This is a genomic window from Bradyrhizobium sp. CCBAU 11386, assembly GCF_028128955.1.
GTDB lineage: Bacteria > Pseudomonadota > Alphaproteobacteria > Rhizobiales > Xanthobacteraceae > Bradyrhizobium.
Genome location: NZ_LBKA01000244.1, coordinates 13,851 through 37,500 on the forward strand (window position 1 = coordinate 13,851; position 23,650 = coordinate 37,500).

Genomic DNA, 23,650 nt, shown 5'->3' on the forward strand with positions numbered 1-23,650 from the left:
GGCGCGGTTACGGCACCGCTGGCGGCGTCGGGCCGGACGACGGCACCGAGCCGCCACGACGGGCCGCGGCAGCGGCGGATGCCGCACTCTCGCCGAACGTCGCTTTCGCGATCTCGCCGATGCCGGCGAGCGAGCCCAGCATGCTCATCGCCTCGACCGGAAGCATGATGACCTTCTGGTTCGGCGAGTCCGCCAGTTGCCCGAACGCCTTGATATACTTGTCGGCGATGAAATAGTTCAGCGCCGCGACGTCGCCCTTGGCGATGGCTTCGCTGACCATCTGCGTCGCCTTGGCCTCGGCCTCGGCGGACCGCTCGCGGGCCTCGGCGTCGCGGAAGGCGGCTTCCTTGCGGCCCTCGGCCTGGAGGATCTGGCCCTGCTTGGCGCCCTCGGCGCGCAGGATCTCCGACTGCCGCTGGCCTTCGGCAGCCAGAATGTCGGCGCGCTTGACGCGCTCGGCCTTCATCTGCCGGCCCATCGCCTCGACGAGATCGGCCGGCGGCACGATGTCCTTGATCTCGATGCGGTTGACCTTCAGGCCCCAGGGCGAGACCGCGGCATCGACCACGCGCAGGAGGCGTTCGTTGATCTCGTCGCGATGCGACAGCACCTGGTCGAGATCCATCGCCCCCATCACCGAGCGGATGTTGGTCATGGTCAGGACGGTGATGGCCTGGGTCAGGTTGGAGACCTCGTAGCTCGCCTTGGCGGCGTCGAACACCTGGTAGAAGGCGACGCCGTCCACCGTCACGGTGGCGTTGTCCTTGGTGATCACCTCCTGCTCGGGGATGTCGATCACCTGCTCCATCATGTTGATCTTGCGCCCGACGCGATCGAAATAGGGCACGATCAGGTTGAGCCCGGGGCTCAGCGTCTGGGTGTATTTTCCGAACCGCTCGATGGTCCAGTCATAGCCCTGCGGCACCGTCTTCACGCCGGCAATCAGCGTGACGATGACGAGCAAAACCAGAACAATCGCGAAAATGTCGAAACCGCTCATATTTCCTCCAAGGCAGGAAAAGGCCCTTTCCCGCGCTGTCATTGGTCGGGATCGCGACCCTACTGGTTCAGCGGTTACGATTCACGTCGGCATTCGGACGATTCTGCACAAGACGCACGCGGGGGGAAACGGTCACGATATGTATTTCCGAAAGGCTCTTGAAAGCGTAAACGCGCAGACCTAGCGGCGAAAGTTAACGAATCCGGACATGTCCTCCGTCACGGACGACTTTATTCGATGACGTCGTTCGCGGTTGCGAGCAAGCTTGGGGGAATGGTGACGCCAAGCGCCTTGGCGGCCTTGAGGTTGACCGCGAGCTCGAACTTGGTCGGGTTCTGCACCGGCAGGTCGGCTGCCTGCGCGCCCTTCAGGATGCGATCGATGTAGCCCGCGGCGCGCCGGAGCTGCTCGGCGCTGTCGGTGCTGTAGGACATCAGCCCGCCCTCGTCGACGAAGGTGCGGCTCCAGAACACCGCAGGCACGCGCGCCTCAGCGATTGCCGCGAGCAGATGCGCGCGGTTGGCCATCGTGAAGAAGTCCGGCAGGATCAGCAGGCCGCCGTCCTTGCGCGAGGCCAGCGCCGCGATCGAGGCTGCGTCATGGACCGGCGCGGTCTCGACCGTCACATGAAGCGTTCGTGCGGCGTCCTCGATCGTGCGCAACATCAGGGGCGCGAACGGCGCGGTGGCGGGATTGTAGACGACGAAGACGCGGGACACTTTCGGCGTCACCTGCGTCAGCATCTCCAGCCATTTGCCGGCCAGCGGGCCGTCATAATCGGTGAAGCCGGTGATGTTGCCGCCGGGATGCGCGAGGGTCTGGACAAAGCCCTGGCTGACGGGATCGGTAACCACGGCGAACACGATCGGGATCGTCGCGGTGCGCCGGCGCAGCTCTTCGACCGAGGGCGTGCCGACCGCGAGCAGGATGTCGGGCTCGAGCGCGATCAGTTCGTCGGCGAGCCCGGCGATCCGCGCCCGGTCGCCGGCACCGCTGCGCCAGTCGACCCTGAGGTTGCCGTGCTCCTTCCAGCCATGGGCGGCGAGCGCCTCGACCAGGATGACGCTGCGCGTCTGCCCGATCGCATCGTCGGCGGCCGTGACCGAGAGCACGCCGAGCCGCCGCGTCGGTTGCTGCGCCAGTGCCGGGGACGGCAGCGCCGCGATCATTCCAAGAAGCCCCAACACCTCGCGGCGGTTCACGGGGGGCCCATCAAATCCAGGCTCATTATATCCAGCCCTGGAGTTCGCGCAGCACCAGGGTGCGGATCACGTCCATGCCGGGTTCGCTATCGTTGAGGCAGGGGATCGCGGAGAACTGCTCGCCGCCATTGTGCCTGAAGATCTCGGCATTCTCCTGCGCGATCTCCTCCAGCGTCTCCAGGCAGTCGGCGGCAAAGCCCGGCGTCACCACCGCGATGCGGCGCACGCCCTCTTTCGCGAGCCGCTCCATCGTCTTGTCGGTATAGGGCTGGAGCCACTCGTCATTGCCGAAGCGCGACTGGAACGTCAGCAGCAATTTTGACGCGTCCATGCCGAGCCGGCGGCGCAGCGCCTCGGTCGTGGCGATGCAATGCTCCTGATAGGGATCGCCCTTGTCGACATAGGATTTCGGCATGCCGTGGAAGGAGGCGACGATCAGCTCCGGCTTGAACGGCAGGGTTGCCAGATGCGTCTCGATCGAGACGGCGAGCGCCTCGATATAGGCCTCGTCCTCGTAGTACGGCGGCGTCACCCGCAGCGTCGGCTGCGCACGCAGGCGGGCGAGCACGCGGAACACCTCGTCGCAGACGGTCGCCGAGGTCGAGGCGGAATATTGCGGATAAAGGGGGACGGCGAGGATGCGGTCGCATCCCTCCGCGATCAGCGCCTCGATGCCCGACTTGATCGAAGGATTGCCGTAGCGCATCGCCCAGTCCACGACGACGTGATCGCGATCCGACAGCGCGGCGGCGAGCTTGTCGGCTTGCGACCGCGTGATGGTCTTCAGCGGCGACTCGTTCTTCTCGTTGTTCCAGATCTTCTGGTAGTCGAGCGCCTTGGTGCGGGGACGGCTGCGCAGGATGATCCCGTTCAGCACGAACTGCCAGATCAGGCCCTGGTCCTCGATGACCCGGGCGTCCGAGAGGAATTCCTTGAGATAGATCCGCACGCCCGGCGCATCGGCCGTGTCGGGCGTGCCGAGATTGACCAGGAGCACGCCGACGCGCTTCGGGCCGGACTGGACGGTTGGCTGCGTGGTCTCACTGGGGGCGGCGGTCGACATGATCAGTTGCGTCGCGCGTTGCACCGAACTTGTCAAGATGAGCCCGGTTTCGCTAGGGTCTCCCTAAGCGGGGGAGGGAAGATGACACTCGCGGAATGGTGCGTATTCGGAGCGCTGCTGCTCTATCTTGCGACGATCGCCTCGATCAAATGGATCCGGTTTCGCGGGTTCGACAATTCCCGGCCGCGCGATCCCGCCTTCTATGCAGACGCCATCGCGCAGCGCGCGCTCGGCGCCCACCAGAACGGCATCGAGACCTTTCCGTTCTTCGCCTTCGCGGTGCTGCTCGCCGAATTCAGGGACTCGCCGCAGCGGCTGATCGACGAGCTCGCGGTGCTGTTCCTGATCGTGCGGATCGCCTACGTGCTGACCTATCTCGGCAACCGCCCGACGCTGCGCTCGATCCTCTGGAGCATCGGCTTTGCGATCAATCTCGGGATCTTCTTCATGCCGATGCTGAAGCGGTTCTTGCCGGTGTGAGCTGCCGTGTCCCGGACGCGCTGCAACGCCCTTAGCGTTGCGGCGCAGAGCCGGGACCCAGCGGGCCACAGCTACAGTATGGAGAGATGGGCCCCGGCTCTGCAGCGCACCGTCGAAGGGACGCTGCGCTGCGTCCGGGGCACGAGAGCGTGCTTCAAAAACACGTCGTCCGTTCGGCCGCGATATAGCCGAACAACAGGCCGACGCCGAACAGCAGCACGAGACCGGCGGCGCTGAATTCGATGCCGCGCATGAACAGCGCGCCGCCGCCGTCGCGACCTGCGCTCAGGCGGGCGGCGATGTCCTTGGCGGAGACAGCGACGACGGCAATGGCCGCGACCGTGATCGCGGTGCCGAGCCCCATCAGGAAGGTCGCGGCGATGCCGGCCCAGAACAGGCCCTGGGCGAGCGCGAACACCAGCACGAGGATCGCGCCCGAACAGGGACGGATGCCGACGGTCAGGATCGCGGCGAATCCGCGCCGCCAGCCACCGGGGCCGGCGAGCTCGCTCGGCGCCGGGCCGTGGAAATGGCCGCAATGCTCGTCATGGACGTGGTCGTGCCCGTGATCGTGATCGTGATGGGCGTGGGCGTGGGCGTGACCATGATCATGGTGATCGTGGTCATGATGATCATGCGCATCATGATGGAGGTGATGGCCGTGATCATGGTGCTGCGGCACGCCCGCGATCGCCGGCACCGGCTGGGCCACCTGAAGCGCGCGGATGAAGGCGCCGCCCTTGACCCAGACCAGCCGCAGGCCGAACAGCGCGATCAGGGCGTAGCTCGCGATCTCGATCACGCCTTCCGCCTTGCACATGGTCTTGGCCGTCGCATTCAGGATCCAGGCCGAGATGCCGACGATCAGGATCGCGACCAGCGACTGCATCAACGCCGAGGCAAACGACAGCGCGATGCCGCGCCGCGCGGTCTCGCGGTTGGCGACGAGATAGGAGGCGATCACCGCCTTGCCGTGGCCGGGTCCGGCGGCATGGAAGATGCCATAAGCAAAGGAGATGAAGAGCAGCGTCCACACCGCCGAGCCGTCGGACCTGGCGGCGCGGATGGTCGCCGACATCTGGCGGTAGAACTCCGACTGTTTTGCCAATAGCCAGCCGATGAGGCCGCTGGCCTCGGGCTCGGCCGCCTGCGCGGGTTTCGGTGCGCCGAACGGATTTTGCGCGAGAAGATCGTGAAGCGCGGCATCGGCCACGCCCAGCACGACGATAACCGCGGCACAGGCGAGAAGCCCGCGGGCAAGCGGAGAATGCAGACGACCGATCAAGGGCAATCCACCGTGATCTTGTTGGCGAACATCATGCCGAAATTGGTGTTCTCGCCGCTCATGAAGGTCTGCTCGTTGAGCTTCTGCGCGGTCGCGGTGCCGTCGCTGGGACGGTCAAGCTTCATCTGGCAGCCGGCGGGCGCGCCGACCAGCTTGACCGGGTTGTCCTTGGCCATCTGGAAGTCGATGAAGAACGAACGGTCGAACACTTCGAGCACCAGCTGCTTGGGCTTGACCGGGTTCTTCAGCGGCAGCGTGAAGTGCAGGGTCAGCACTGTATCCTTGTAGTCGAGGAAGTAATCGACCGGCTCCTGGAATCGCTCCTTCTTGCCGTCCGCTCGCGCGAAGGTGAAGTAGGCATATTCCTTCAGCGATTCGACATTGGTCTGCGCAAGCGGCCCGAGCTCCTCGCGCGTATAGGCGCCCTTGGTCTTGCTCTCGAGCCCCTGCACGGCATAGGCCGAGAACATGTCGTCGAAGGTCCAGGCGTGACGCACGCCGGTGACGCTGCCGTCCGCGGCGTAGAGCAGCTCGCTGGTCGCGGTGATCCAGACATGCGGATGCGCGCTCGCCGTCCCCGCCGCGAGCGTGAGGACGGCGGCGAGCAACAGACCGAGAAGGGTGCGCATGCCCATCAGGCCGCCTTCGGGGCGTCGAGCAGGCCGCGGCGGCGGAGCAGTGCGTCGGGCTCCGGCGGGCGGCCGCGGAAGGCCTCGTAGGCGGCTTCCGGATCGACCGATCCGCCCGAGGAGTAGATGTCGTCGTGGAGACGCTTGGCCACGGCCGGATCGAAGATGTTGCCGGCCTCCTCGAACGCGCCGAAGGCGTCGGCGTCCATCACCTCCGACCACATGTAGCTGTAATAGCCGGCGGCATAATGGTCGCCGGTGAAGATGTGACCGAACTGCGTGGGCCGGTGACGCAGCGCGATCTCCTCGGGCATGCCGATCTTCTCCAGCTCCTTCTTCTCGAAGGCGCGCACGTCGCTGGCCGCCGCGGCCGGCTGGGTGTGGAATTCGAGGTCCACCAGCGCCGAGGAGACGAACTCGACCGTGGCAAAGCCCTGGTTGAATTTTCGCGCGGCGAGGAAGCGCTGGAGCAGGTCGTCCGGCAACGGCTCGCCGGTCTGGTAGTGGCGGGCGAATTGCTGGAGCACCTCGGGCCGTTCCTGCCAGTGCTCGTAGAGCTGCGACGGCAGCTCGACGAAGTCGGTGAACACGGAGGTGCCCGACAGCGACGGATAGGTCACGTTGGACAGCATGCCGTGCAGGCCGTGGCCGAATTCGTGGAACAGGGTGCGGGCGTCATCGGGCGACAGCAGCGAGGGCTCGCCGCCGGCCCCTTTCGCAAAATTGCAGATATTGAGGATGAGCGGCGCGACGTCGCCGTCGAGCTTCTGCTGGTCGCGCAGCGAGGTCATCCAGGCGCCGGAGCGCTTCGACGGCCGGGCGAAGTAGTCGCCATAGAACAGCGCCTTGTGCTTGCCGTCCCTGCCCTTCACCTCCCAGACCCGGACGTCCGGGTGCCAGACCGGCACGTCCTTGCGCTCCTCGAAGGCGATGCCGAACAGGCGCGTGGCGCAGTCGAAGGCGGCGGCGATCATGTGGTCGAGCGCGAGATACGGCTTGATCGCGGCGTCGTCGAAATTGGCCCGCTGAAGGCGAAGCTTTTCGGCGTAGAAGCGCCAGTCCCACGGCGCCAGCTTGAAATTGCCGCCCTCGGCCGAGATCAGCGTCTGCATCTCGTCGCGGTCGGCGAGCGCCCGGGCGCGCGCCGGCTTCCAGACCCGCTCGAGCAGTCCCCGCACCGCTTCCGGGGTCTTGGCCATGGAGTCTTCGAGCCGGTAGGCGGCGTAGGTCGGGTAGCCGAGCAGGTTCGCGCTCTCCTCGCGCAGCTTCAGGACCTCGACGATGGTCGTATTGTTGTCGTTGGCGTTGCCGTTGTCGCCGCGCGCGGTGAAGGCCTTGTAGACCTTCTCGCGCAGGTCGCGCCGCGCCGAGCTCTTGAGGAACGACTCGACCGAGGAGCGCGACAGCGTGACGATGGCCTTGCCGGCCATGCCGCGCTCTTCCGCCGCAGCCTTGGCACTGGCGACGAAGCTCTCCGGCAGGCCCTGGCGGTCGGCCTCCCCGAGCTCCATGAACCATTCCTGCTCGTCGCCGAGCAGATGATGGCTGAAGCCGGTGCCGAGCTGGGCGAGCCTCTCGTTGATCTCGGCCATCCGCGTCTTGGCCTCCTCGGAGAGGCCGGCGCCGGAGCGGTGGAAGCGGGTATAGGTGCGCTCCAGCAGGCGGAGCTGTTCGGGCGAAAGACCCAGATTGGCGCGGTTCTCGTGCAGCTGGGCGATGCGACCAAACAGCACGGCGTTCATCATGATCGGATTCCAGTGCCGCGCCGTCCGCAAGGAAACCTCCTTGTCGATCTCCAGGATGGCCGGGTTGGAATGCGCCGAGACGAGGTCGTAGAACACCGCCGCGACCTTGCTCAGCAGCTTGCCGGAGCGCTCCAGCGCCGTGATGGTGTTGGCGAAGTCGGGCACGGCCGGATCATTGGTGATCGCCGCGATCTCGGCGGAATGGTCGGCGAAGGCCTGCTCGAAGGCCGGGAGGAAGTGCTCCGGCGTGATCTCGTCGAAGGGCGGGGTCGCGAACGGCGTCACCCAGGCCTTCAGCAGCGGGTTGGTCTCGGCGTCCGTAGTTTGGCGGAGGTCTGACATCGCAAGTCCCGGTTTTCGAGCTGGTTCGTTGCGGCCAGCTATAGCACGCGATGGGGCTTTTTTGGGCCATTTGGCCTTGCTCCCGCCCGCCTTTTCGGAGAGATTGCGGCCCTCGAAGACACGGACCCCTGAGCCCCATGAACGCGCCTTCCTCCTCCCGCCAGATCGTCTGGCCCAGCGTCATCACCGTCATCAGCGCCGCCATCCTGATCGGCGCGGAGGTGTTCGGCGCGGCCTTTGCCGGCGGCTGGGCGCTCGCGATCCTGTTCGGTTTAGGCGATCAGGGCGCGCACATCCTCCAGGCCGTGCTGTTCGCACTCGGCGTGCTGGTGATGACCGCGTTCATCCGCGCAGCGCAGCGCGTCGAGCCCTTCACCAAGCGCGGCTGACGCTCGCTCGCGCGCGAGAGACACGCGCGCAAGCTTGAAAACTTAACGCGCGTTCATCTTCCGCGTCGCTCGCGCCACACTGCGCAAGCAGATGTTAGGCAATTCTGTTCTCAGCCTTAAAAAAATTCTTGCGAAGCAGAGTCAAAACGCTTATGTGCGGTCTTGCCCAATTTCGCACGTGCCTGTGGTCGTGTGTCAGTCGGTAGGTATCCGGACAAGAGGCCGGACAGCCGCCAAGGGGTGAAGAAGCCGAGGGGCTCTTCGGAAGCGCGGAAGTCGAGAAGACAAAGCGAACCCGAAGCGTCCAGCATCTCTCTCAAAGAGATGCCTTGTCGAAGGTGACTTCGCTCTTTGCAACCGTGACTGGCAGCCGGAGGCGAACCGGCGCACCCCGCTCTCAACGGGGGACGCGACTTAAAGCAACGACGGATCGGGCTTTTTTGGTCTCTACCGGCAGTCCAACGCCGGCGCGGGCTACTGAAAAGGCTTGTCCTTCATTGCCAGGTGTGCGGGCGGGAAATTCCCAACCAATCCACGGCAGCACAGTCTGGTTTGAGTCTTTTGGCTTCGTTGCGCCTCCATCGCGCAATCCGGCCAGAGCGCTCTTATCCGACGTCATTTTTTGAACGGATCCCCGTCGCTGGGCCGTTTGGGAGAGTGCTATGACCGAACGTATTCAGGAATTCCTGCGCAACCGCCGCAGCGAGGGCCGGGACACCGAGCCGTGCCTCGTCGTCGACCTCGAGGTCGTGCGCGACAATTTCCAGACCTTTGCCAAGGCGCTGCCCGACAGCCGCGTGTTCTATGCCGTCAAGGCGAACCCGGCGCCGGAAGTGCTGGCCCTGCTCGCCTCCATGGGCTCCTGCTTCGACACCGCGACCGTCGCCGAGATCGAGATGGCGCTGGCCGCTGGAGCGACGCCCGACCGCATCTCCTTCGGCAACACGATCAAGAAGGAGCGCGACATCGCGCGCGCCTTCGCGCTCGGCATTCGGCTGTTCGCGGTCGATTGCGCCGCCGAGGTCGAGAAGATTGCCCGTGCCGCTCCCGGCGCAAAGGTGTTCTGCCGCATCCTCTATGACTGCGCCGGCGCCGAATGGCCGCTGTCGCGCAAGTTCGGCTGCGACCCGGAGATGGCCGTCGACGTGCTCGACGTCGCCAAGCGCCTGGGCCTGGAGCCGTGCGGCATCTCCTTCCATGTCGGCTCGCAGCAGCGCAAGGTGAAGGCGTGGGACCGTGCGCTGGCGATGGCCTCGCAGGTGTTCCGCGACTGCGCCGAGCGCGGCATCAACCTCTCCATGGTCAACATGGGCGGCGGCTTCCCGACCAAGTATTTGAAGGACGTGCCGCCGGTTGTGACCTACGGCCGCTCGATCTTCCGCGCGCTGCGCAAGCACTTCGGCAACCAGATCCCGGAGACCATCATCGAGCCGGGCCGCGGCATGGTGGGCAATGCCGGCATCATCGAATCCGAGGTCGTGCTCATCTCGAAGAAGAGCGACGAGGACGAGGTGCGCTGGGTCTATCTCGACATCGGCAAGTTCGGCGGTCTCGCCGAGACCATGGACGAGTCGATCCGCTACGCCATCCGCACCGCCCATGACGGCGCGGACATGACGCCGTGCGTGCTCGCGGGACCTACCTGCGACAGCGCCGACGTGCTGTACGAGAAGACCCCGTATCCGCTCCCCGTCACGCTCGAGATCGGCGACAAGGTGCTGATCGAAGGCACCGGGGCCTATACGTCGACCTACTCGTCGGTGGCATTCAACGGCATCCCGCCGCTGAAGACGTACCACATCTGATTTGCCACATCTGATCCGCCTCTCCGTCTGAGGCCTGACGAACTCGGGAGCCGGCTTGCCGGCTCCTCCCTCACATTTCTGATTTCTGACGACGCCTTGAGCCGGCGTGCTGATCGCACGTCGGTTCAAGCGGGGACTGACGCGCCATGACTGCTTTTCGGAAGCCACAGACCGCCCTCACTTCGAAAGCCGCTCCGTTCGCGATCCGTGCGGAACGTGCTGCCGACGTCGCCGCCCGTGAAGCGCTGCTCGATGCCAGCTTTGGCGAGAACCGCCATGGCCGCACCTGCCAGCGCCTGCGCGATGGACGTGCACCTGCCGCAGGCCTTGCCCTGTCGGCTGTGCGCGAGGGGACACTCGTGGGAACCGTGCGGCTGTGGCACGTCAGCGCCGGAGGCAGGCCCGCTTTGGTCCTCGGACCGCTGGCGGTGGACCCTGCCTGCCGCGAGCTCGGGATCGGCGCCGCGCTGATGCAACAAGCGCTGGCCGCCGCCCGGGCGCGCGGGCATGCCGCCGTGATCCTGCTCGGCGATGCCCCCTACTACGCCCGCTTCGGCTTCTCGGCGGAGAAGACCGGCGCACTGATGCTGCCCGGCCCGTTCGAGCGCGACCGCCTGCTGGCGATTGAATTCCAGGCCGGTGCGCTGGATGGCGCCAAGGGGATGATCGTCCCAACCGGCGCGGCCCTGCCCAAACGGAGGGTAGTTCGCCCCCTCCAGGCGCACGCGGCCTAAGGGATTGCCATGATGGCGACGACCGAAGCCGCATTGAACGGCAACGCCCGGCCGCGCCTGCGCTGAGCTCTATTCCTTTGGGGTTGCGCAGGCCCCGGAAACGCCCTTTAACCCCCGCGAAACACCTCTTTCAGTCGAGGTCCAAACCATGTCCCGTCGCCTGATCTCTACCGGCTCTCCCCTCGAGAAGACTGTCGGCTACAGCCGCGCCGTGATCGACGGCGATTTCGCCTTCGTTGCGGGAACCACCGGCTATGACTACACGACGATGACGATGCCGGCCGATGTCACGAGCCAGTCACGCAACTGCTTCAAGACCATCGAAGCCGCCCTGAAGGAGGGCGGATTCGAGATGGCCGATATCGTCCGTGCGACCTACTACGTCACCGACGCTAGCTACGTGGATGCCCACTTCGCCGTCTGCGGCGAGGTTCTCGGTGACATCAGACCGGCTGCGACGTTGCTGGTCGTCACGGCCCTCGCCAAGCCCGAGATGAAGGTCGAGATCGAAGTCACCGCCAAGCGCCGCAGCGCCTGATCCCCCCTCACCATTTTGTCCGCCAGCACTTTCTGGAGAAACCATCCCATGAGCCCTGCCTCGCAGATCTACGCGAAGATCACCGGCCCCATCGTCATGGTCGGCTTCGGCTCCATCGGCAAAGGCACGTTGCCGCTGATCGAGCGGCATCTCGATTACGACAAGTCGCGCGTCACCGTGATCGATCCCAAGGACGAGGGCCGCAGGGCACATTGCGAGAAGCACAATGTCCGCTTCATCCAGAAGGGCGTGACCAAGGACAATTATCGCGAGTTGCTGACCCCGCTGCTCACGGAAGGCGGCGGCCAGGGCTTTTGCGTCAATCTCTCGGTCGATACCGGCTCCACCGACATCATGGAGCTCTGCAACGAGCTCGGCGCTCTTTATATCGATACCGTCAACGAGCCCTGGCTCGGCTTCTATTTCGATTCGTCGAAGGGCCCGGAAGCGCGCTCCAACTACGCCCTTCGCGAAGTGACGCTGGCCGCCAAGAGGGCGCGCCCCGCAGGCTCGACCACGGCCGTCTCCTGCTGTGGCGCCAATCCCGGCATGGTCTCCTTCTTCGTCAAGCAGGCGCTGCTCAATGTCGCCGCCGACCTCAAGCTCAATGCCCCCAAGCCGAAGACCAAGGCCGAATGGGCGGACCTGATGCGGCAGGCCGGCATCAAGGGCATCCACATCGCCGAACGCGACACCCAGCGCTCCAAGAAGCCGAAAGAGCCTGATGTCTTCGTCAACACCTGGTCGGTGGAAGGTTTCCTGTCGGAAGGCGTGCAGCCGTCCGAACTCGGTTGGGGCACCCATGAAAAATGGATGCCCGAAAATGCGCGCACCCACGAAGCCGGCTGCGGCGCCGCCATCTATCTGATGCAGCCCGGCGCCAATACCCGCGTGCGCACCTGGTGCCCGACCCGCGGCGCGCAGTACGGCTTCCTCGTCACCCACAACGAGTCGATCTCGATCGCCGATTACTTCACGGTGCGAGACGCCTCCGGTACGGCGGTCTATCGGCCGACCTGCCACTATGCCTATCATCCGGCTGACGATGCCGTGCTGTCGCTGCATGAAATGTTCGGCCGCGCGGCGAAGATGCAGGAAAAGCACCACATCCTCGATGAGAACGAAATCGTCGACGGCATCGACGAGCTCGGCGTGCTGCTGTTCGGCCATGACAACAATGCCTACTGGTACGGCTCGCAGCTCTCCATCGAAGAGACCCGCAAACTCGCGCCCTATCAGAACGCCACCGGCCTGCAGGTGACCTCCGCCGTGCTCGGCGGCATGGTGTGGGCGCTGGAAAACCCGAACGAGGGCATCGTCGAAGCCGACGAGATGGATTTCGATCGCCTGCTGGAAATCCAGCTGCCCTATCTCGGCCCGGTGAAGGGCTTCTACACCGACTGGACGCCGCTGACGGATCGTCCGGGACTGTTTCCGGAAGATATCGATACCAGCGATCCCTGGCAGTTCCGGAATATTCTGGTGCGGTGACAACTCAGCCGTCATGCCCGGGCTTGTCCCGGGCATCCACGAACTTTCTTTCTGCAGCTCCGAGAACGTGGATGGCCGGGACAAGCCCGGCCATGACGCTGCAACTACGAGTCCGCTACTTCTCCCTGATCGGCGGCGCGATCTTCTCGGCGGGCGCCTGCGGCAGCGCCGGCTTGGTGGCCGCGCCCTGCGTCTGCGGATCGGGGCGCGCGGGCTCGGGCGCCGGCGTGGTCGGCCGATCACCGCCGGGCTTTGATTCAGCCGGAGTCTTGCTCTGATCGTCGGACGGCGTGCCCTGGAGCGGCCCTGTCGCCTGCGCCAGCTCCATCCGGCTCTGTGCCCGGATCTGCGCCAGCGATAGGCCTGACACCACGACGCCGGCTGCGAACAGCGAGCAGGCGATCATCAGGTCGAATTTCAGTCTGCGCTTGTTATTTTGGCCGGGCATATCGATCACCGCCTTTGTCCGGGGGATCAACGAAGTTGCCCGACCGCGGTTCCGTGCCGGGCAAGGCTGGAACCGCACGCTTGCGCGCCCAAACGCCGGGCTCAGTCCGTTGTGCTGACTTCCCAGGTGGCGTGGCGCACGCCCGGCAGATGCTGGAGGTCAGTCGCCACATTGTTCAGCTCGTTCGGGTCGACTGCGGTCGCGACCAGCTTTGCGACGATCTCCAGAACATCCTCGCCGATCTCGACCACGTCGATATCGGCCACCGGATATTTTGCAGCCTCGAGCTTCTCGACGAGCCGATCGCGCATGTCGGGCAAGGCGTCCGCCGCCACCGCAAGCTTGAAATAGTAGGTCGCCTCCGAAGTCTTCTCGTTCAGCGGAATGCGGTTGATGGCGTTGACCAGCGGGCGCAGCATGGTGTTGCCGGCGATCACGAACACGGTCAGCGCGGCCGCCTGCGCGACCATGTCGGCACCGGCGCAGGAGCCGACCGCGGCCGAGGCCCACAGCGTCGCCGCGGTGTTGAGCCCGCGCACGTCCATGCCCTGCTTCATGATGACGCCGGCCCCCAGGAAGCCGATGCCGGAGACGACATAGGAGATCACCCGCACCGCGCCGTCCGCGCCGGTCAGGTGCATGGCGAGATCGACGAAGGCGGCAGCCCCGACCGCGACCAGCACGTTGGTGCGCAGGCCCGCGGTGCGCTGGCGGTATTGCCGCTCGGCGCCGATCAGCGTGCCCAGCACGAAGGCCGTGAACAGGCTGACCAGCGTGTCGGCGAAATCAGCAAGCTGGAAGGTCGTCAGAAACCGCATGGACCCCTATACGGCCGGAACGATGACAGATTAAAGCTCCAGCAGGCCGCCGTCCCCATTTTCGTCCGCAAACGCCAGCAGCGTGCCCTTGGCGTTCCAAGCGAGCGCCGCCGCAGGCGGCGTGCCATTGCGGCGGACCAGGATCTCGGCGCCATCCTCGAGCCGCACCATCAGCACGGTGCCGTCGCTGTAGCCGGCGGCGAGGATGTCGTTCTTCGGATGACAGGCGACGACCGAGACGCGCGCCTGGAGCGGCGCGAGCATCGCGGGCTCCTTGCCCATCGGACCGTCCTTGCTGCCGAACGGCCACAGGATCACGGTGTCGGCGCCCGAGGTCGCGAGCGCCTTGCCGCCCGCGCTCCAGGACATCGAGCGGACGCGGCCGGGATAGCCGGTCATGCGCATGTGCCTGTTGTCGGCGAGCCGCCAGCCGTGCAGCGCCGGCTCGTGCATCGCGGTGACCAGGAATTTGTTGTCCGGGCTGAAGGTGACCGCGTGATGCGAGCCGGCCCAGGGCAGGAATTCGGCCGTCGCCGCCATGTTCGGAAACCACAGCGTCGCGCCGTTGTAATGCGCGATCGCGAGCCGCAGGCCCTTCGGCGCGAACGCCAAGCCGCCGACGGTCGAGGGCACCTCGATCGACTTCTCCTCTAGCTTGCCGCTCTTGACGGTCGCCGTCTTGCCGGCCGACCAGGCAAAAGCGCCGTCGGCATGCAGCGCCACCGCGTCGATCCAGCGGCGCTTCGGGTCGGTGGCGAGCAGCGTCACCTCGCCCTTGGCATCGAGCGCAACGACCTTGCCGTCGTCGCCGCCCATGATGAGGCGCTTGCCGTCGGACGCGGTCGAGAGAATGCCACCGCTGTGCACGGCGACGGTGGTGATCTCGCCCTTGCTGTCGACGAACGCGACATTCTCCTCGCCGCCGACGAAGGCGGCGCGGTCACCGAGGAAATGCACCGACGTCACGCCCATGCCGAGCGCGACAGGCTTGACGCGGTCGGTGACGGAGACGATCGAGGCGGAATCGGGGGCCGGCGTAAACTCTTTCATCACGAGACGATGCAGCTCTCAAAACCCTGGCGAATGAGGTCTTCCGGCAATTCGCGGCCGATGAAGACGAGGCGGCTCTCGCGCGGCTCGCCGTCCTTCCATTTCCGCTGGTGGTTGCCCTCCAGCATCATGTGGACGCCCTGGAAGACGTAGCGGTCGTCGTCGTCGTGGAAGGCGAGGATGCCCTTGGAGCGCAGGATCTTGCCGCCCTCGACCTGCACCAGGTTCTGGAGCCAGGGCATGAACATGTTCGGATCGAGCGGCTTGTCGGTCTTGAGCGACAGCGATTGCATGTCCTCGTCGTGATAGTGCTTCAGGCCGTGGCCGTGATCATGGTGGTGGTGATGATCGTGGCCGTGATGGTGATGATCATGGTCGTGATTATGATCGTCGGCCTCCAAAAAGTCCGGCTCGATGTCGAGGATGCGGTCGAGGTCGAAGGCGCCGCGATCGAGCACGTCGGCCAGCGCCACCGAGCAGCGCTCGGTGCGGTGCAGCTTCGCATAGGGGTTGATGGCGCGGATGCGGGCCTCGACCTCGGCGAGCTCGGGCTTGGTGACGAGGTCGGTCTTGTTCAGCACGATGACGTCGGCAAAGGCGATCTGGTTCTTGGCCTCGGGCGCGTCCTTCAGACGGTCGGACAGCCATTTGGCGTCGGCAACCGTGACCACCGCATCGAGGCGCGCGTTCTTCTGCACGTCCTCGTCGACGAAGAAGGTCTGGGCCACCGGCGCCGGATCGGCAAGGCCGGTGGTCTCGACGATGATGGCGTCGAACTTGCCCTTGCGCTTCATCAGCCCGTCCATGATGCGCACGAGATCACCGCGCACGGTGCAGCAGATGCAACCATTGTTCATCTCGAACACTTCCTCATCGGCGCCGATGATGAGGTCGTTGTCGATGCCGATCTCGCCGAATTCGTTGACGATGACGGCGTATTTCTTGCCGTGGTTTTCCGACAGGATGCGGTTCAAAAGCGTGGTCTTGCCGGCGCCGAGATAGCCGGTCAGAACGGTCACGGGAATTTTCTGAGAGGTCGCTTCAGACATAACTACTCCGGGGTCGGGCTTTTCCGCGCGACGCGAGGCGGGGTGGCCCCTGCCCTAGTGGTCAAGCGCGCTGGTCAGGGCCTTTATATTGTGCCTGACCATGTCAATGTAAGTGGGGGCAGGCCCCTTTTCACCCGTCAAACCGTCCGAAATCAAGGTCCCGCCGACCTTTGCGCCGGTCTCGGCGGCGATCCGCCGGATCAGGCGGTCGTCGCTGATATTCTCCAGGAAAACGGCCGGGATTTTCTGGACCTTGATCTGGCCGATGATGGCGGCGATGTCCCGCGCGCTGGGCTCGGTTTCGGTGGAGACGCCGAGCGGCGCGATGAACCGGATACCGTATTCGGCGGCGAAATAGCCGAAGGCGTCATGGGTGGAGATCACCTTGCGCCGCTCGGGCGGAATTTTCGCAACGGCCTCGCGCACCTCGCGGTCGAGCGTTTCGAGCTTTTCCAGATAGGCCTTGGCCTGGGCGCGGAAGAACTCCGCGTCATCAGGATCGGCCGCGGCCAGCGCGTTGGCGATATCCGTCACGTAAACCTTGGCGTTGGGGACGGACTGCCAGGCATGCGGATCTGCAGCCGAGCCGAGCTTCAGGGGCGCGATGCCGGCGCTGGCGGTGATGACGGTTGCCTTGCTGCCGGAGGATTGCACGAGGCGCGGCAGCCAGCCCTCGAGGCCGAGCCCATTGACGACAACGAACTTTGCGTCCGCGATCCGCTTCGCATCGCTTGGCGCCGGCGTATAGACATGGACGTCGCTGTCGGCGCCGACCAGCGTCGTGACGCTGACCCGGTCACCGCCAACGTTGCGGACGAAATCACCGAGGATCGAGAAGCTGGCGACGACGTTGAGCCGTTCCGCGGCGTGCAGCGGCGAGGCGATCAGCAGCAGGGCAAGGAGCGGAAGGAAGCGCATCGCCGTCACGCTTCCAGATGCCGGCCGGGAAACAACTGCCGGACGATGCCGCCGACGCGGCCGAACAGCACCGAGACGATGTAGAGCACCGTCGCGACCAGAATGATCGCAGGGCCCGACGGCACGCGGGTCTGGAACGACAGCACGAGGCCGGCATAGCCCGAGACCGCGGCAGCGACGACCGCGATGCAGATCATCACCGTGAGATCGCGCGACCAGAATCGCGCAATGCCGGCCGGCAGGATCATCAGACCCACCGCCAGCAGCGTGCCGAGCGCTTGAAAGCCGTTGACGAGGTTGATCACGACGAGCGCGAGGAAGGCGAGATGCGCAGGTCCCCCGGCCCGGCTGACGGTGCGCAGAAACAGAGGATCGACACTCTCGATCACCAGCGGGCGGTAGATCACGGCCAGCACCAGCAGCGTCACCGTGGCGTTGAAGGCGACCACCAGCAGCGTCTGGTCGTCCATCGCGAGGATGTTGCCGAACAGCACGTGCAGCAGGTCGATATTGGTGCCCTTGATCGAGACGATGGTAACCCCCAGCGCCAGCGAGGCCAGGTAGAAGGTCGCGAGCGAGGCGTCCTCCTTCAGCCCGGTCGAGCGTGCGACCACGCCGGCGAGGATCGCGACCGCAAAGCCCGCGATCAGGCCGCCGGCCGTCATCGCAAACAGATTGAGACCGGAGAGCAGGAAGCCGACGGCAGCACCGGGCAGGATCGCGTGCGCCATGGCGTCGCCGACGAGACTCATCCGCCGCAGCATCAGGAATACGCCGATCGGCGCGCCCGCCAGCGACAGCGCGATGACGGCGGCAAGCGCCCGCCGCATGAACTCGAATTCGGTGAACGGACCGATCAGCGCGTCATGGAGCATGGGGCGTCACGCCGCCCGCGAGCGGGCATCGTCGGCCGCGCAGGCCGCGGCGCTGTCGTCGAACGCCTCGCACATCCGCATCGCGACGACGAGGTTTTCCGGCGTCAGCACCTCCGCCGTCGGGCCCCAGGCCACAGGGCCCCGCGCCAGCACCAGGGTCTCGGTGAAATGGCTGCGCACCATCTCCATGTCGTGCAGCGCGGCGAGCAAGGTGCGGCCCTCGCCATGCCAGTGCTTCACCAGCGCAAGCAGGTCGGTCGTGGTCTTGCTGTCGATGGCGTTGAAGGGCTCGTCGAGCACGATCAACCGCGCATCCTGGAGCAGCACGCGCGCGAACAGCACGCGCTGCATCTGGCCGCCGGAGAGCGTGCCGATCGGGCGGTTCTCGAAGCCATTGAGACCGACGGACGCGATCGCACGGAGGATTTTTTCGCGTGCGGCTTTGCCGATGCCGCCGAACAGGCCGGTGCCGCGCCACAGCCCGGTGCCGACGAAGTCGAACACCGAGATCGGGAAGCTGCGGTCGATCTCCGCGCTCTGCGGCAGATAGGCGATGTCGCGGGAGTCGAGCCCGCCGAGATGGATGCTGCCGTCGAGCGGCCTGAGGATGCCGACGATGCCGCGCAGCAGGGTCGATTTGCCGGCACCGTTCGGGCCGATCACGGCGACCAGCGCACCTGGCGCGACCTCGCCGTTGAGATGATGCACGGCCGGATGCCGGTCGTAACCGAGTGTGACGTTGTGGAAATGCAGCGCCGCCATGGTCACCTCATCGCGAGAAAGACGATGCCCCAGAGCACGGCGCAAACGGCGACCGCCGCGCCAAGGCGGCCCGCCATGGTCATGCGCAGGATCGACCAGGTCGCGGCCTGGGCCGGATGCGGTGTGGCCGCATCATGGACATGGGCATGGGTGTGGTCGTGCCCGTGCGAATGCCCATGGGAATGGGAATGGCCGTGGGCATGGTCGTGATGGTGGGCGTGGGACGCGGCGGGAACCATGCCAAGACGTTATATTATAACATTACGCCTGTCCACGCCGGGCTCAGGGCTTGCCGATCACCATCGCGATGGCGGCCGCCACGAACGGGAACGGCACCGAGACGGCGCAGCGGAACCAAACGAAACGGGCCGGCATGAACGGGATTTCCCACAAAATCACCCGCTGGAAGGCAAACAGGGCCCAGGCGACGACATAGGCGACCACCTGCGGCACCCCGCCGCCCGACTTCAACGCCACCGTGCCGATGGAAAAGCCGATCACCGGGCCGCCGGGCGTGGCGGCGCCGGCGACCACGGCGGTCGCAACCCCGAACCAGCCACTGTCCGGTCCGAGCCAGCCGGTGATCACCTCCTGCGGAATGATGGCGGCGATATAGCCCGAGCCGATCACGCCCAGCGCAATCCGCGGCACGATGTTGATGAAGTCCATCGAGCCTTCGCGCAGCGAGGCCTTGAACACCGGAGGCCCGCGGCGAAAGGCGATCAGGCCGACGCCGAACACCGAGCCCCACAGCAGGATGTCGATCAGGAGCGCCGCGCTCAATTCGCCTCCTCGTCGCTCGCGCGCTTCGGATAGAGCCGGACATAGACGAAGCGGCCGAGGCTGCCTGCGAGCACCGGCAGCGGCAGCGAGATCACGATCCGCCACAGCGTGAAATCGGTGCCCATGATCGGGATTTCCCAGGCGACCGCCCGGCCATAGCCGATCAGGGTCCAGCTCACGACCATGGCGATGGTGGCGCCGAAATCGGCGCCGACCGCCAGCAGCGCGCTCGCCACCGGATAAGCGGTAAAGGGCCCGCCCGGCAGGATCGCGCCGAAGGCGGTGCCGATCAGAAGGCCCTTCAGGCCGGATTGCGGCCCGAGCGAGCGCGAGACTTTTTCGTGCGGCAGGATCTCGGAGATGAAGGCGCCGAGCAGGCAGCCGGCCAGCACGCGCGGCAGGATGCCGCCGAACAGCGAGAGGTCGTGGGTGAGAATGTCGAGAACGCCGCCGGTGCCGTCACGCCGCCAGACCTGCGCCGCGCTGACCGCCACCAGGGCCGCGATGATGATCGTCGACCAGCCGATCGGCTTGCGCACACGGCCCGGCCGCGGCTCGGATTCCGCGTCCTCGGCAGGCGCCGGGTCTTTCGGGGAAGGGTCTGACAACGGGCTCGGGTCGGCTCGATGGTGATGCCCGTTCTGATTAAGGGTGCCGTCCATGCGATGCAAACGGTACGATCACAGACCGATGCGCGCATGGCGCAGGACTGATTCAATCAATTCCGCACAGCAAAAAGGCGGCCGCGCATGCGACCGCCTTTCTGTCATTCCGGGGCGTGCGAAGCGCGAGCCCGGAATCCATTTGTCCACGCGGATTGACGCCCGATGGATTCCGGGCTCGGCGCTAACGCGCCGCCCCGGAATGACTGAGTAAAGCCTTACGCCTTGTCGAACAGGGACTCGACGTATTCCCAGTTCACGAGGTTCTCGACGAACGCCTTGAGATAGTCCGGACGGCGGTTGCGATAGTCGATGTAGTAGGAGTGCTCCCAGACGTCGCAGCCGAGGATCGGGGTGGCGCCGTGCACCAGCGGATTCTCGCCGTTCGGGGTCTTGGAGATTTCGAGCTTGCCGTTCTTGACCTGGAGCCAGCACCAGCCGGAGCCGAACTGGCCGACGCCGGCCGCCTGGAAGTCGGTCTTGAACTTCTCGAAGCCGCCGAGGTCCTCGTTGATCTTCTTCTCGAGCTTGCCGGGCAGCTTGGTGCCGCCGCCATTGGGCTTCATCCAGCTCCAGAAATGGATGTGGTTGTAGTGCTGGCCGGCATTGTTGAACACCGCGGGATTCTTGCCGAACGAGCCCTTGACGATCTCCTCAAGGGACTTGCCTTCCCATTCGGTGCCCTTGAGCGCGTTGTTGCCGTTGGTGACGTAGGCCTGATGATGCTTGTCGTGGTGGAATTCGAGCGTCTCCTTCGACATGAACTGGCCGAGGGCGTCATAGGCGTAAGGGAGTGGGGGCAGCGTAAAGGTCATGGGTTCTTGTCCGCAACTGGTGGGGAACGTTCTAACGGTCACCCCTTATAGAAGGTTCCGTCGCCGTTAAATACCGTCAATTTGCGAAAAGGCGTGATGCGGCCGCTTGGCCGGATTGCATAAAATCGTCGCAGCACGCGGACATCCGATCGGGCGTGGCGGTTCGCCGCAAAATATCATTGCCTTTGAAGCGCTTATGGCAGAACGAACGCACCACGAAGCGGAGACGCGAAGAGAGAGAGCAATGAGCATCGAGATCGACATCCTGAACGGCGACGCCGCGTGGCCGATCGCACAGCCCCTGCTCAGCGCGGTCTGGGGACGCGACGCCGCCGAGAAACCGTCGTGGAGCCACGTCAAATGGGCCAATGCCGACCTTCGCGTGCTGATCGAGACGCCCGAGGACGGTCTCGTCTGCCACGTCGGCATCTACTTCCGCACTGTCACCTGGAATGGACAGAAGGTTCACATCGGCGGCATCGGCGGGGTCTGCACCCGCGAGGACCGGCGCGGCCGCGGCTACGCCACCATGGCGATCGACGCGGCGGTGCACACCATCCGGGCCAACGAGGCGGTCCGCTTCGCGCTGCTGTTCTGCGAGCCGCACAATGTCGCGTTCTACGAGGCTCGCAAATGGCAACCCTTCACGGGCGAGGTCTATTGCGACCAGCCGGAGGGGCGGATCCGCTTCACCCATATGGCGCCCTTCGTGTTCGACATCGTCCGCGCGCCGACGCTGGGCACGATCGACCTCTGCGGCCTGCCCTGGTGAGCCCTGCGTGAGGCGCGGCTGGCGCGCCAGCCGCGCGCCTTGTAATATGTCGATCATCATTCAATATTCCGCCCGGTGAACATGACGATCGACGCCCCCATAGACGCCGCCCCGCCGCGTGCACCGGTCGCCTCCCCCATCGCCAGCCTGCTGACGGCGCCGATCCTGCCGACGCTGCTACGGCTCGCGATTCCCAACATGATCGCCATGGTCGGCAGCACGCTGGTTGCGATCGCCGAGACCTCCTATATCGGCCGGCTCGGCACCATCCCGCTCGCCGCGATCGCGCTGGTGTTTCCGTTCGCGATGCTGACGCAGATGATGAGCGCGGGCGCAATGGGCGGCGGCGTCTCATCCGCGATCAGCCGCGCCCTCGGCGCCGGGGATCGCGGCCGCGCCGCGACGCTGGCGCTGCATGCCACCATCATCGGCCTCGGTGGCGGGCTGTTCTTCACGGTGATGATGCTCGTCTTCGGCCGCTCGTTCTTCACGCTGCTCGGCGGCCGCGAGCGCGTGCTCGAGGAAGCCAGCGGCTATTCGCAGGTGCTGTTCTCCGGCGCGGTCGCGATCTGGCTCGTCAACACGCTGGCCTCGGTGATCCGCGGCACCGGCGACATGCGCCTGCCTTCGATGACGCTGATCGGGGCGAGCGTGCTCCAGATCGCGCTCGGCGGCACGCTGGGGCTCGGCCTGTTCGGCGTGAAGCAATTCGGCATGCCGGGCGTCGCCGCCGGCCAGTTGATCGCATTCAGCTGCGCCGCGGTCTTCTTCCTCTGGTATCTCTTGTCCGGCCGCAGCCGGCTGCCACTTGATCTCCGCGCGTTTCATTTTGAGCGCGCGATGTTTCTGGACATTCTCAGGGTCGGCGCGGTCGCCTGCCTCTCGCCGCTCCAGACCGTGCTCACCATCCTGATCTTCACGAAGATTCTGGCAACGTTCGGCACCGAGATGCTGGCGGGTTACGGCATCGGCTCGCGGCTGGAATTTCTGCTGATTCCGATCACCTTTGCCATCGGCATCGCCTCGGTGCCGATGGTCGGCATGGCGATCGGCGCCGGACATGTGAAGCGCGCACGGCGCGTGGCGTGGACCGCAGCCGCGGCGTCCGGCCTCGCCGTCGGCCTGATCGGGTTCGTCATCGCGCTCGATCCCGCGTTGTGGGTGTCGCTCTTCACGGCCGACCCCGGCGTCACCGCCGCCGCGCACAGCTATTTCCACTGGGCCGGCCCGGCCTTTGCGTTCTTCGGCATGGGCGTGTCGCTGTACTTCTCTTCGCAGGGCGCGGCGCGCGTCGGCGGACCGGTGCTGGCCTCCACCGCGCGGCTTTTGATCGTCGCGATCGGCGGCATCGGCCTCATGATGGCGCAGGCGCCGGCCTGGACCTTGTTCGCGCTGGTCGGCGGCGCCATGGTCGTGTTCGGATTGTCGACCGCGGCCTCTGTCGCTTTCGCGCGCTGGGGCAAATGAGCGCAGGCAAATAAGCGCGGGAATGTGATTCCATCCAGCGTTGCACTATCCTGCTGGGCTGCTATGGAGGCGCTCCATTTCGGGGCCTTTCCATGACTTCCAGATTCGCTGCTCTCATCGTCCTTCTGGCTGCGCTGCTTGGCGCGACCACCGCCCAAGCGCAAAGCGCCGACGGGACCTGGCTCACGCAGGCCGGCGATGCCCGCGTCAAGGTCAGCAAATGCGGCGGCGGCATCTGCGGCGTCATCGTCTGGCTGCGCGAGCCCACCGACACCGCGACCGGCCAGCCCGCCACCGACAGCAAGAATCCCAATCCCGCGCTGGCGAGGCGCCCGATGATCGGCCTGCCGTTGTTCAACGGCATGCAGTCGTCCGGCCCGAACAAATGGTCGGGCCAGATCTACAATGCCGACGACGGCAGCACCTATGCGAGCAGCGTCACGGTCACGGGTGCAGACTCGCTGCGGGTCGAGGGCTGCGTCGGCGCGCTCTGCGGCGGCGAGACCTGGACGCGCGCGGGACGCTAGC

General features: G+C 65.6%; 26 protein-coding genes. 9 read left to right on the top strand and 17 right to left on the bottom strand.

Annotation, left to right across the window (positions count from 1 at the left end; genetic code table 11):
• Positions 1–7: 7 nt before the first annotated feature.
• The 3 genes from XI09_RS28330 to hemH all read right to left on the bottom strand — a co-directional run bounded on the left by XI09_RS28330 (position 8) and on the right by hemH (position 3,265).
• Entirely contained in the window at positions 8–1,000 is a 993-nt protein-coding gene (locus tag XI09_RS28330) for an SPFH domain-containing protein (protein WP_027543270.1), read from the bottom strand.
• Between the two features lie 230 nt (positions 1,001–1,230).
• Positions 1,231–2,202, bottom strand: a complete 972-nt coding sequence (locus tag XI09_RS28335) for an ABC transporter substrate-binding protein (protein WP_271569763.1) — start codon at positions 2,200–2,202, stop codon at positions 1,231–1,233.
• A gap of 25 nt (positions 2,203–2,227) precedes the next feature.
• Positions 2,228–3,265 carry a ferrochelatase gene (gene hemH, locus XI09_RS28340; protein WP_271569764.1) on the bottom strand — a complete coding sequence of 346 codons (1,038 nt, stop codon included), beginning with the start codon at positions 3,263–3,265 and terminating at the stop codon, positions 2,228–2,230.
• Between the two features lie 81 nt (positions 3,266–3,346).
• Between hemH and XI09_RS28345 the strand changes: the two genes are divergently transcribed.
• The gene (locus tag XI09_RS28345; protein WP_271569765.1) at positions 3,347–3,745 is read left to right on the top strand and encodes an MAPEG family protein; all 399 of its coding nucleotides are present in this window, start codon (positions 3,347–3,349) and stop codon (positions 3,743–3,745) included.
• A gap of 154 nt (positions 3,746–3,899) precedes the next feature.
• Here the strand turns inward: XI09_RS28345 and XI09_RS28350 are convergent, their stop codons facing one another.
• Genes XI09_RS28350 through XI09_RS28360 form a run of 3 tightly spaced genes read right to left on the bottom strand, consistent with a single transcriptional unit; the run spans position 3,900 to position 7,746 of the window.
• A complete protein-coding gene (locus tag XI09_RS28350) occupies positions 3,900–5,036 on the bottom strand; it encodes a nickel/cobalt transporter (RefSeq protein WP_271569766.1) in 1,137 nt (378 codons plus the stop codon).
• Positions 5,027–5,665, bottom strand: a complete 639-nt coding sequence (locus tag XI09_RS28355) for a DUF1007 family protein (RefSeq protein ID WP_271569767.1) — start codon at positions 5,663–5,665, stop codon at positions 5,027–5,029. The genes XI09_RS28350 and XI09_RS28355 overlap by 10 nt, the downstream gene beginning before the upstream one ends.
• Positions 5,665–7,746, bottom strand: coding sequence for a M3 family metallopeptidase (locus XI09_RS28360; RefSeq protein WP_271569768.1), 2,082 nt, complete (start codon positions 7,744–7,746; stop codon positions 5,665–5,667). Before XI09_RS28360 ends, XI09_RS28355 begins: the two co-directional genes overlap by 1 nt.
• 137 nt (positions 7,747–7,883) lie before the next feature.
• Here XI09_RS28360 and XI09_RS28365 point away from each other — a divergent pair, with 137 nt between their 5' ends.
• From XI09_RS28365 to XI09_RS28385, 5 genes are all read left to right on the top strand, one after another.
• Complete coding sequence (locus XI09_RS28365) at positions 7,884–8,135, top strand: hypothetical protein (protein WP_135175473.1); 252 nt, start codon at positions 7,884–7,886, stop codon at positions 8,133–8,135.
• A gap of 662 nt (positions 8,136–8,797) precedes the next feature.
• Positions 8,798–9,940 carry a type III PLP-dependent enzyme gene (locus XI09_RS28370; protein WP_271569769.1) on the top strand — a complete coding sequence of 381 codons (1,143 nt, stop codon included), beginning with the start codon at positions 8,798–8,800 and terminating at the stop codon, positions 9,938–9,940.
• Positions 9,941–10,086: 146 nt separating this feature from the next.
• On the top strand, positions 10,087–10,674 hold the full coding sequence (locus tag XI09_RS28375; protein WP_271569770.1) for a GNAT family N-acetyltransferase: 588 nt from the start codon (positions 10,087–10,089) through the stop codon (positions 10,672–10,674).
• Between the two features lie 148 nt (positions 10,675–10,822).
• A complete protein-coding gene (locus XI09_RS28380; RefSeq protein WP_271569771.1) occupies positions 10,823–11,212 on the top strand; it encodes a RidA family protein in 390 nt (129 codons plus the stop codon).
• A gap of 48 nt (positions 11,213–11,260) precedes the next feature.
• Positions 11,261–12,703 carry a homospermidine synthase gene (locus XI09_RS28385; RefSeq protein WP_271569772.1) on the top strand — a complete coding sequence of 481 codons (1,443 nt, stop codon included), beginning with the start codon at positions 11,261–11,263 and terminating at the stop codon, positions 12,701–12,703.
• Between the two features lie 115 nt (positions 12,704–12,818).
• On the opposite strand, the gene XI09_RS28390 is transcribed toward XI09_RS28385, so the two are convergent.
• The 11 genes from XI09_RS28390 to XI09_RS28440 all read right to left on the bottom strand — a co-directional run bounded on the left by XI09_RS28390 (position 12,819) and on the right by XI09_RS28440 (position 20,883).
• Positions 12,819–13,151, bottom strand: a complete 333-nt coding sequence (locus XI09_RS28390) for a hypothetical protein (protein WP_271569773.1) — start codon at positions 13,149–13,151, stop codon at positions 12,819–12,821.
• A gap of 101 nt (positions 13,152–13,252) precedes the next feature.
• Positions 13,253–13,969 carry an MgtC/SapB family protein gene (locus XI09_RS28395; RefSeq protein WP_271569774.1) on the bottom strand — a complete coding sequence of 239 codons (717 nt, stop codon included), beginning with the start codon at positions 13,967–13,969 and terminating at the stop codon, positions 13,253–13,255.
• A gap of 30 nt (positions 13,970–13,999) precedes the next feature.
• Positions 14,000–15,019, bottom strand: a complete 1,020-nt coding sequence (locus tag XI09_RS28400; protein ID WP_271569775.1) for a WD40 repeat domain-containing protein — start codon at positions 15,017–15,019, stop codon at positions 14,000–14,002.
• Positions 15,019–16,068 carry a CobW family GTP-binding protein gene (locus XI09_RS28405; RefSeq protein ID WP_271569776.1) on the bottom strand — a complete coding sequence of 350 codons (1,050 nt, stop codon included), beginning with the start codon at positions 16,066–16,068 and terminating at the stop codon, positions 15,019–15,021. Before XI09_RS28405 ends, XI09_RS28400 begins: the two co-directional genes overlap by 1 nt.
• A 54-nt stretch (positions 16,069–16,122) precedes the next feature.
• Complete coding sequence (locus XI09_RS28410) at positions 16,123–16,986, bottom strand: metal ABC transporter solute-binding protein, Zn/Mn family (protein WP_271569777.1); 864 nt, start codon at positions 16,984–16,986, stop codon at positions 16,123–16,125.
• A 5-nt stretch (positions 16,987–16,991) separates the two neighbouring features.
• Positions 16,992–17,861, bottom strand: coding sequence for a metal ABC transporter permease (locus tag XI09_RS28415; RefSeq protein WP_271569778.1), 870 nt, complete (start codon positions 17,859–17,861; stop codon positions 16,992–16,994).
• A gap of 6 nt (positions 17,862–17,867) precedes the next feature.
• Positions 17,868–18,623, bottom strand: coding sequence for a metal ABC transporter ATP-binding protein (locus tag XI09_RS28420; RefSeq protein ID WP_271569779.1), 756 nt, complete (start codon positions 18,621–18,623; stop codon positions 17,868–17,870).
• Between the two features lie 2 nt (positions 18,624–18,625).
• Complete coding sequence (locus XI09_RS28425; RefSeq protein ID WP_271569780.1) at positions 18,626–18,862, bottom strand: hypothetical protein; 237 nt, start codon at positions 18,860–18,862, stop codon at positions 18,626–18,628.
• Between the two features lie 43 nt (positions 18,863–18,905).
• Positions 18,906–19,406 (bottom strand): hypothetical protein, encoded by a 501-nt coding sequence (locus tag XI09_RS28430; RefSeq protein ID WP_271569781.1) that lies wholly within the window; start codon positions 19,404–19,406, stop codon positions 18,906–18,908.
• On the bottom strand, positions 19,403–20,014 hold the full coding sequence (locus XI09_RS28435; RefSeq protein WP_271569782.1) for a permease: 612 nt from the start codon (positions 20,012–20,014) through the stop codon (positions 19,403–19,405). The genes XI09_RS28430 and XI09_RS28435 overlap by 4 nt, the downstream gene beginning before the upstream one ends.
• 272 nt (positions 20,015–20,286) lie before the next feature.
• Positions 20,287–20,883 (bottom strand): superoxide dismutase, encoded by a 597-nt coding sequence (locus XI09_RS28440; protein WP_014491764.1) that lies wholly within the window; start codon positions 20,881–20,883, stop codon positions 20,287–20,289.
• Positions 20,884–21,127: 244 nt separating this feature from the next.
• On the opposite strand from XI09_RS28440, the gene XI09_RS28445 reads away from it, so the two are divergent.
• The 3 genes from XI09_RS28445 (at position 21,128) to XI09_RS28455 (ending at position 23,649) form a co-directional block, all read left to right on the top strand.
• Positions 21,128–21,655 carry a GNAT family N-acetyltransferase gene (locus XI09_RS28445; protein ID WP_271569783.1) on the top strand — a complete coding sequence of 176 codons (528 nt, stop codon included), beginning with the start codon at positions 21,128–21,130 and terminating at the stop codon, positions 21,653–21,655.
• Between the two features lie 81 nt (positions 21,656–21,736).
• The gene (locus XI09_RS28450) at positions 21,737–23,122 is read left to right on the top strand and encodes an MATE family efflux transporter (protein WP_271569784.1); all 1,386 of its coding nucleotides are present in this window, start codon (positions 21,737–21,739) and stop codon (positions 23,120–23,122) included.
• A gap of 92 nt (positions 23,123–23,214) precedes the next feature.
• Positions 23,215–23,649 carry a DUF2147 domain-containing protein gene (locus tag XI09_RS28455; RefSeq protein ID WP_271569785.1) on the top strand — a complete coding sequence of 145 codons (435 nt, stop codon included), beginning with the start codon at positions 23,215–23,217 and terminating at the stop codon, positions 23,647–23,649.
• Position 23,650: the final 1 nt, after the last annotated feature.

Bases quoted from the DNA above. Each gene is read 5' to 3' on its own strand.
- hemH (WP_271569764.1), bottom strand. From the start codon at position 3,265: ATGTCGACCGCCGCCCCCAGTGAGACCACGCAGCCAACCGTCCAGTCC.
- XI09_RS28330 (WP_027543270.1), bottom strand. From the start codon at position 1,000: ATGAGCGGTTTCGACATTTTCGCGATTGTTCTGGTTTTGCTCGTCATC.
- XI09_RS28420 (WP_271569779.1), bottom strand. From the start codon at position 18,623: ATGGCGGCGCTGCATTTCCACAACGTCACACTCGGTTACGACCGGCAT.
- XI09_RS28395 (WP_271569774.1), bottom strand. From the start codon at position 13,969: ATGCGGTTTCTGACGACCTTCCAGCTTGCTGATTTCGCCGACACGCTG.
- XI09_RS28440 (WP_014491764.1), bottom strand. From the start codon at position 20,883: ATGACCTTTACGCTGCCCCCACTCCCTTACGCCTATGACGCCCTCGGC.
- XI09_RS28375 (WP_271569770.1), top strand. From the start codon at position 10,087: ATGACTGCTTTTCGGAAGCCACAGACCGCCCTCACTTCGAAAGCCGCT.
- XI09_RS28400 (WP_271569775.1), bottom strand. From the start codon at position 15,019: ATGAAAGAGTTTACGCCGGCCCCCGATTCCGCCTCGATCGTCTCCGTC.
- XI09_RS28405 (WP_271569776.1), bottom strand. From the start codon at position 16,068: ATGTCTGAAGCGACCTCTCAGAAAATTCCCGTGACCGTTCTGACCGGC.
- XI09_RS28410 (WP_271569777.1), bottom strand. From the start codon at position 16,986: ATGCGCTTCCTTCCGCTCCTTGCCCTGCTGCTGATCGCCTCGCCGCTG.
- XI09_RS28365 (WP_135175473.1), top strand. From the start codon at position 7,884: ATGAACGCGCCTTCCTCCTCCCGCCAGATCGTCTGGCCCAGCGTCATC.
- XI09_RS28345 (WP_271569765.1), top strand. From the start codon at position 3,347: ATGACACTCGCGGAATGGTGCGTATTCGGAGCGCTGCTGCTCTATCTT.
- XI09_RS28370 (WP_271569769.1), top strand. From the start codon at position 8,798: ATGACCGAACGTATTCAGGAATTCCTGCGCAACCGCCGCAGCGAGGGC.
- XI09_RS28425 (WP_271569780.1), bottom strand. From the start codon at position 18,862: ATGGTTCCCGCCGCGTCCCACGCCCACCATCACGACCATGCCCACGGC.
- XI09_RS28445 (WP_271569783.1), top strand. From the start codon at position 21,128: ATGAGCATCGAGATCGACATCCTGAACGGCGACGCCGCGTGGCCGATC.
- XI09_RS28390 (WP_271569773.1), bottom strand. From the start codon at position 13,151: ATGCCCGGCCAAAATAACAAGCGCAGACTGAAATTCGACCTGATGATC.
- XI09_RS28450 (WP_271569784.1), top strand. From the start codon at position 21,737: ATGACGATCGACGCCCCCATAGACGCCGCCCCGCCGCGTGCACCGGTC.
- XI09_RS28360 (WP_271569768.1), bottom strand. From the start codon at position 7,746: ATGTCAGACCTCCGCCAAACTACGGACGCCGAGACCAACCCGCTGCTG.
- XI09_RS28355 (WP_271569767.1), bottom strand. From the start codon at position 5,665: ATGGGCATGCGCACCCTTCTCGGTCTGTTGCTCGCCGCCGTCCTCACG.
- XI09_RS28415 (WP_271569778.1), bottom strand. From the start codon at position 17,861: ATGCTCCATGACGCGCTGATCGGTCCGTTCACCGAATTCGAGTTCATG.
- XI09_RS28455 (WP_271569785.1), top strand. From the start codon at position 23,215: ATGACTTCCAGATTCGCTGCTCTCATCGTCCTTCTGGCTGCGCTGCTT.
- XI09_RS28385 (WP_271569772.1), top strand. From the start codon at position 11,261: ATGAGCCCTGCCTCGCAGATCTACGCGAAGATCACCGGCCCCATCGTC.
- XI09_RS28380 (WP_271569771.1), top strand. From the start codon at position 10,823: ATGTCCCGTCGCCTGATCTCTACCGGCTCTCCCCTCGAGAAGACTGTC.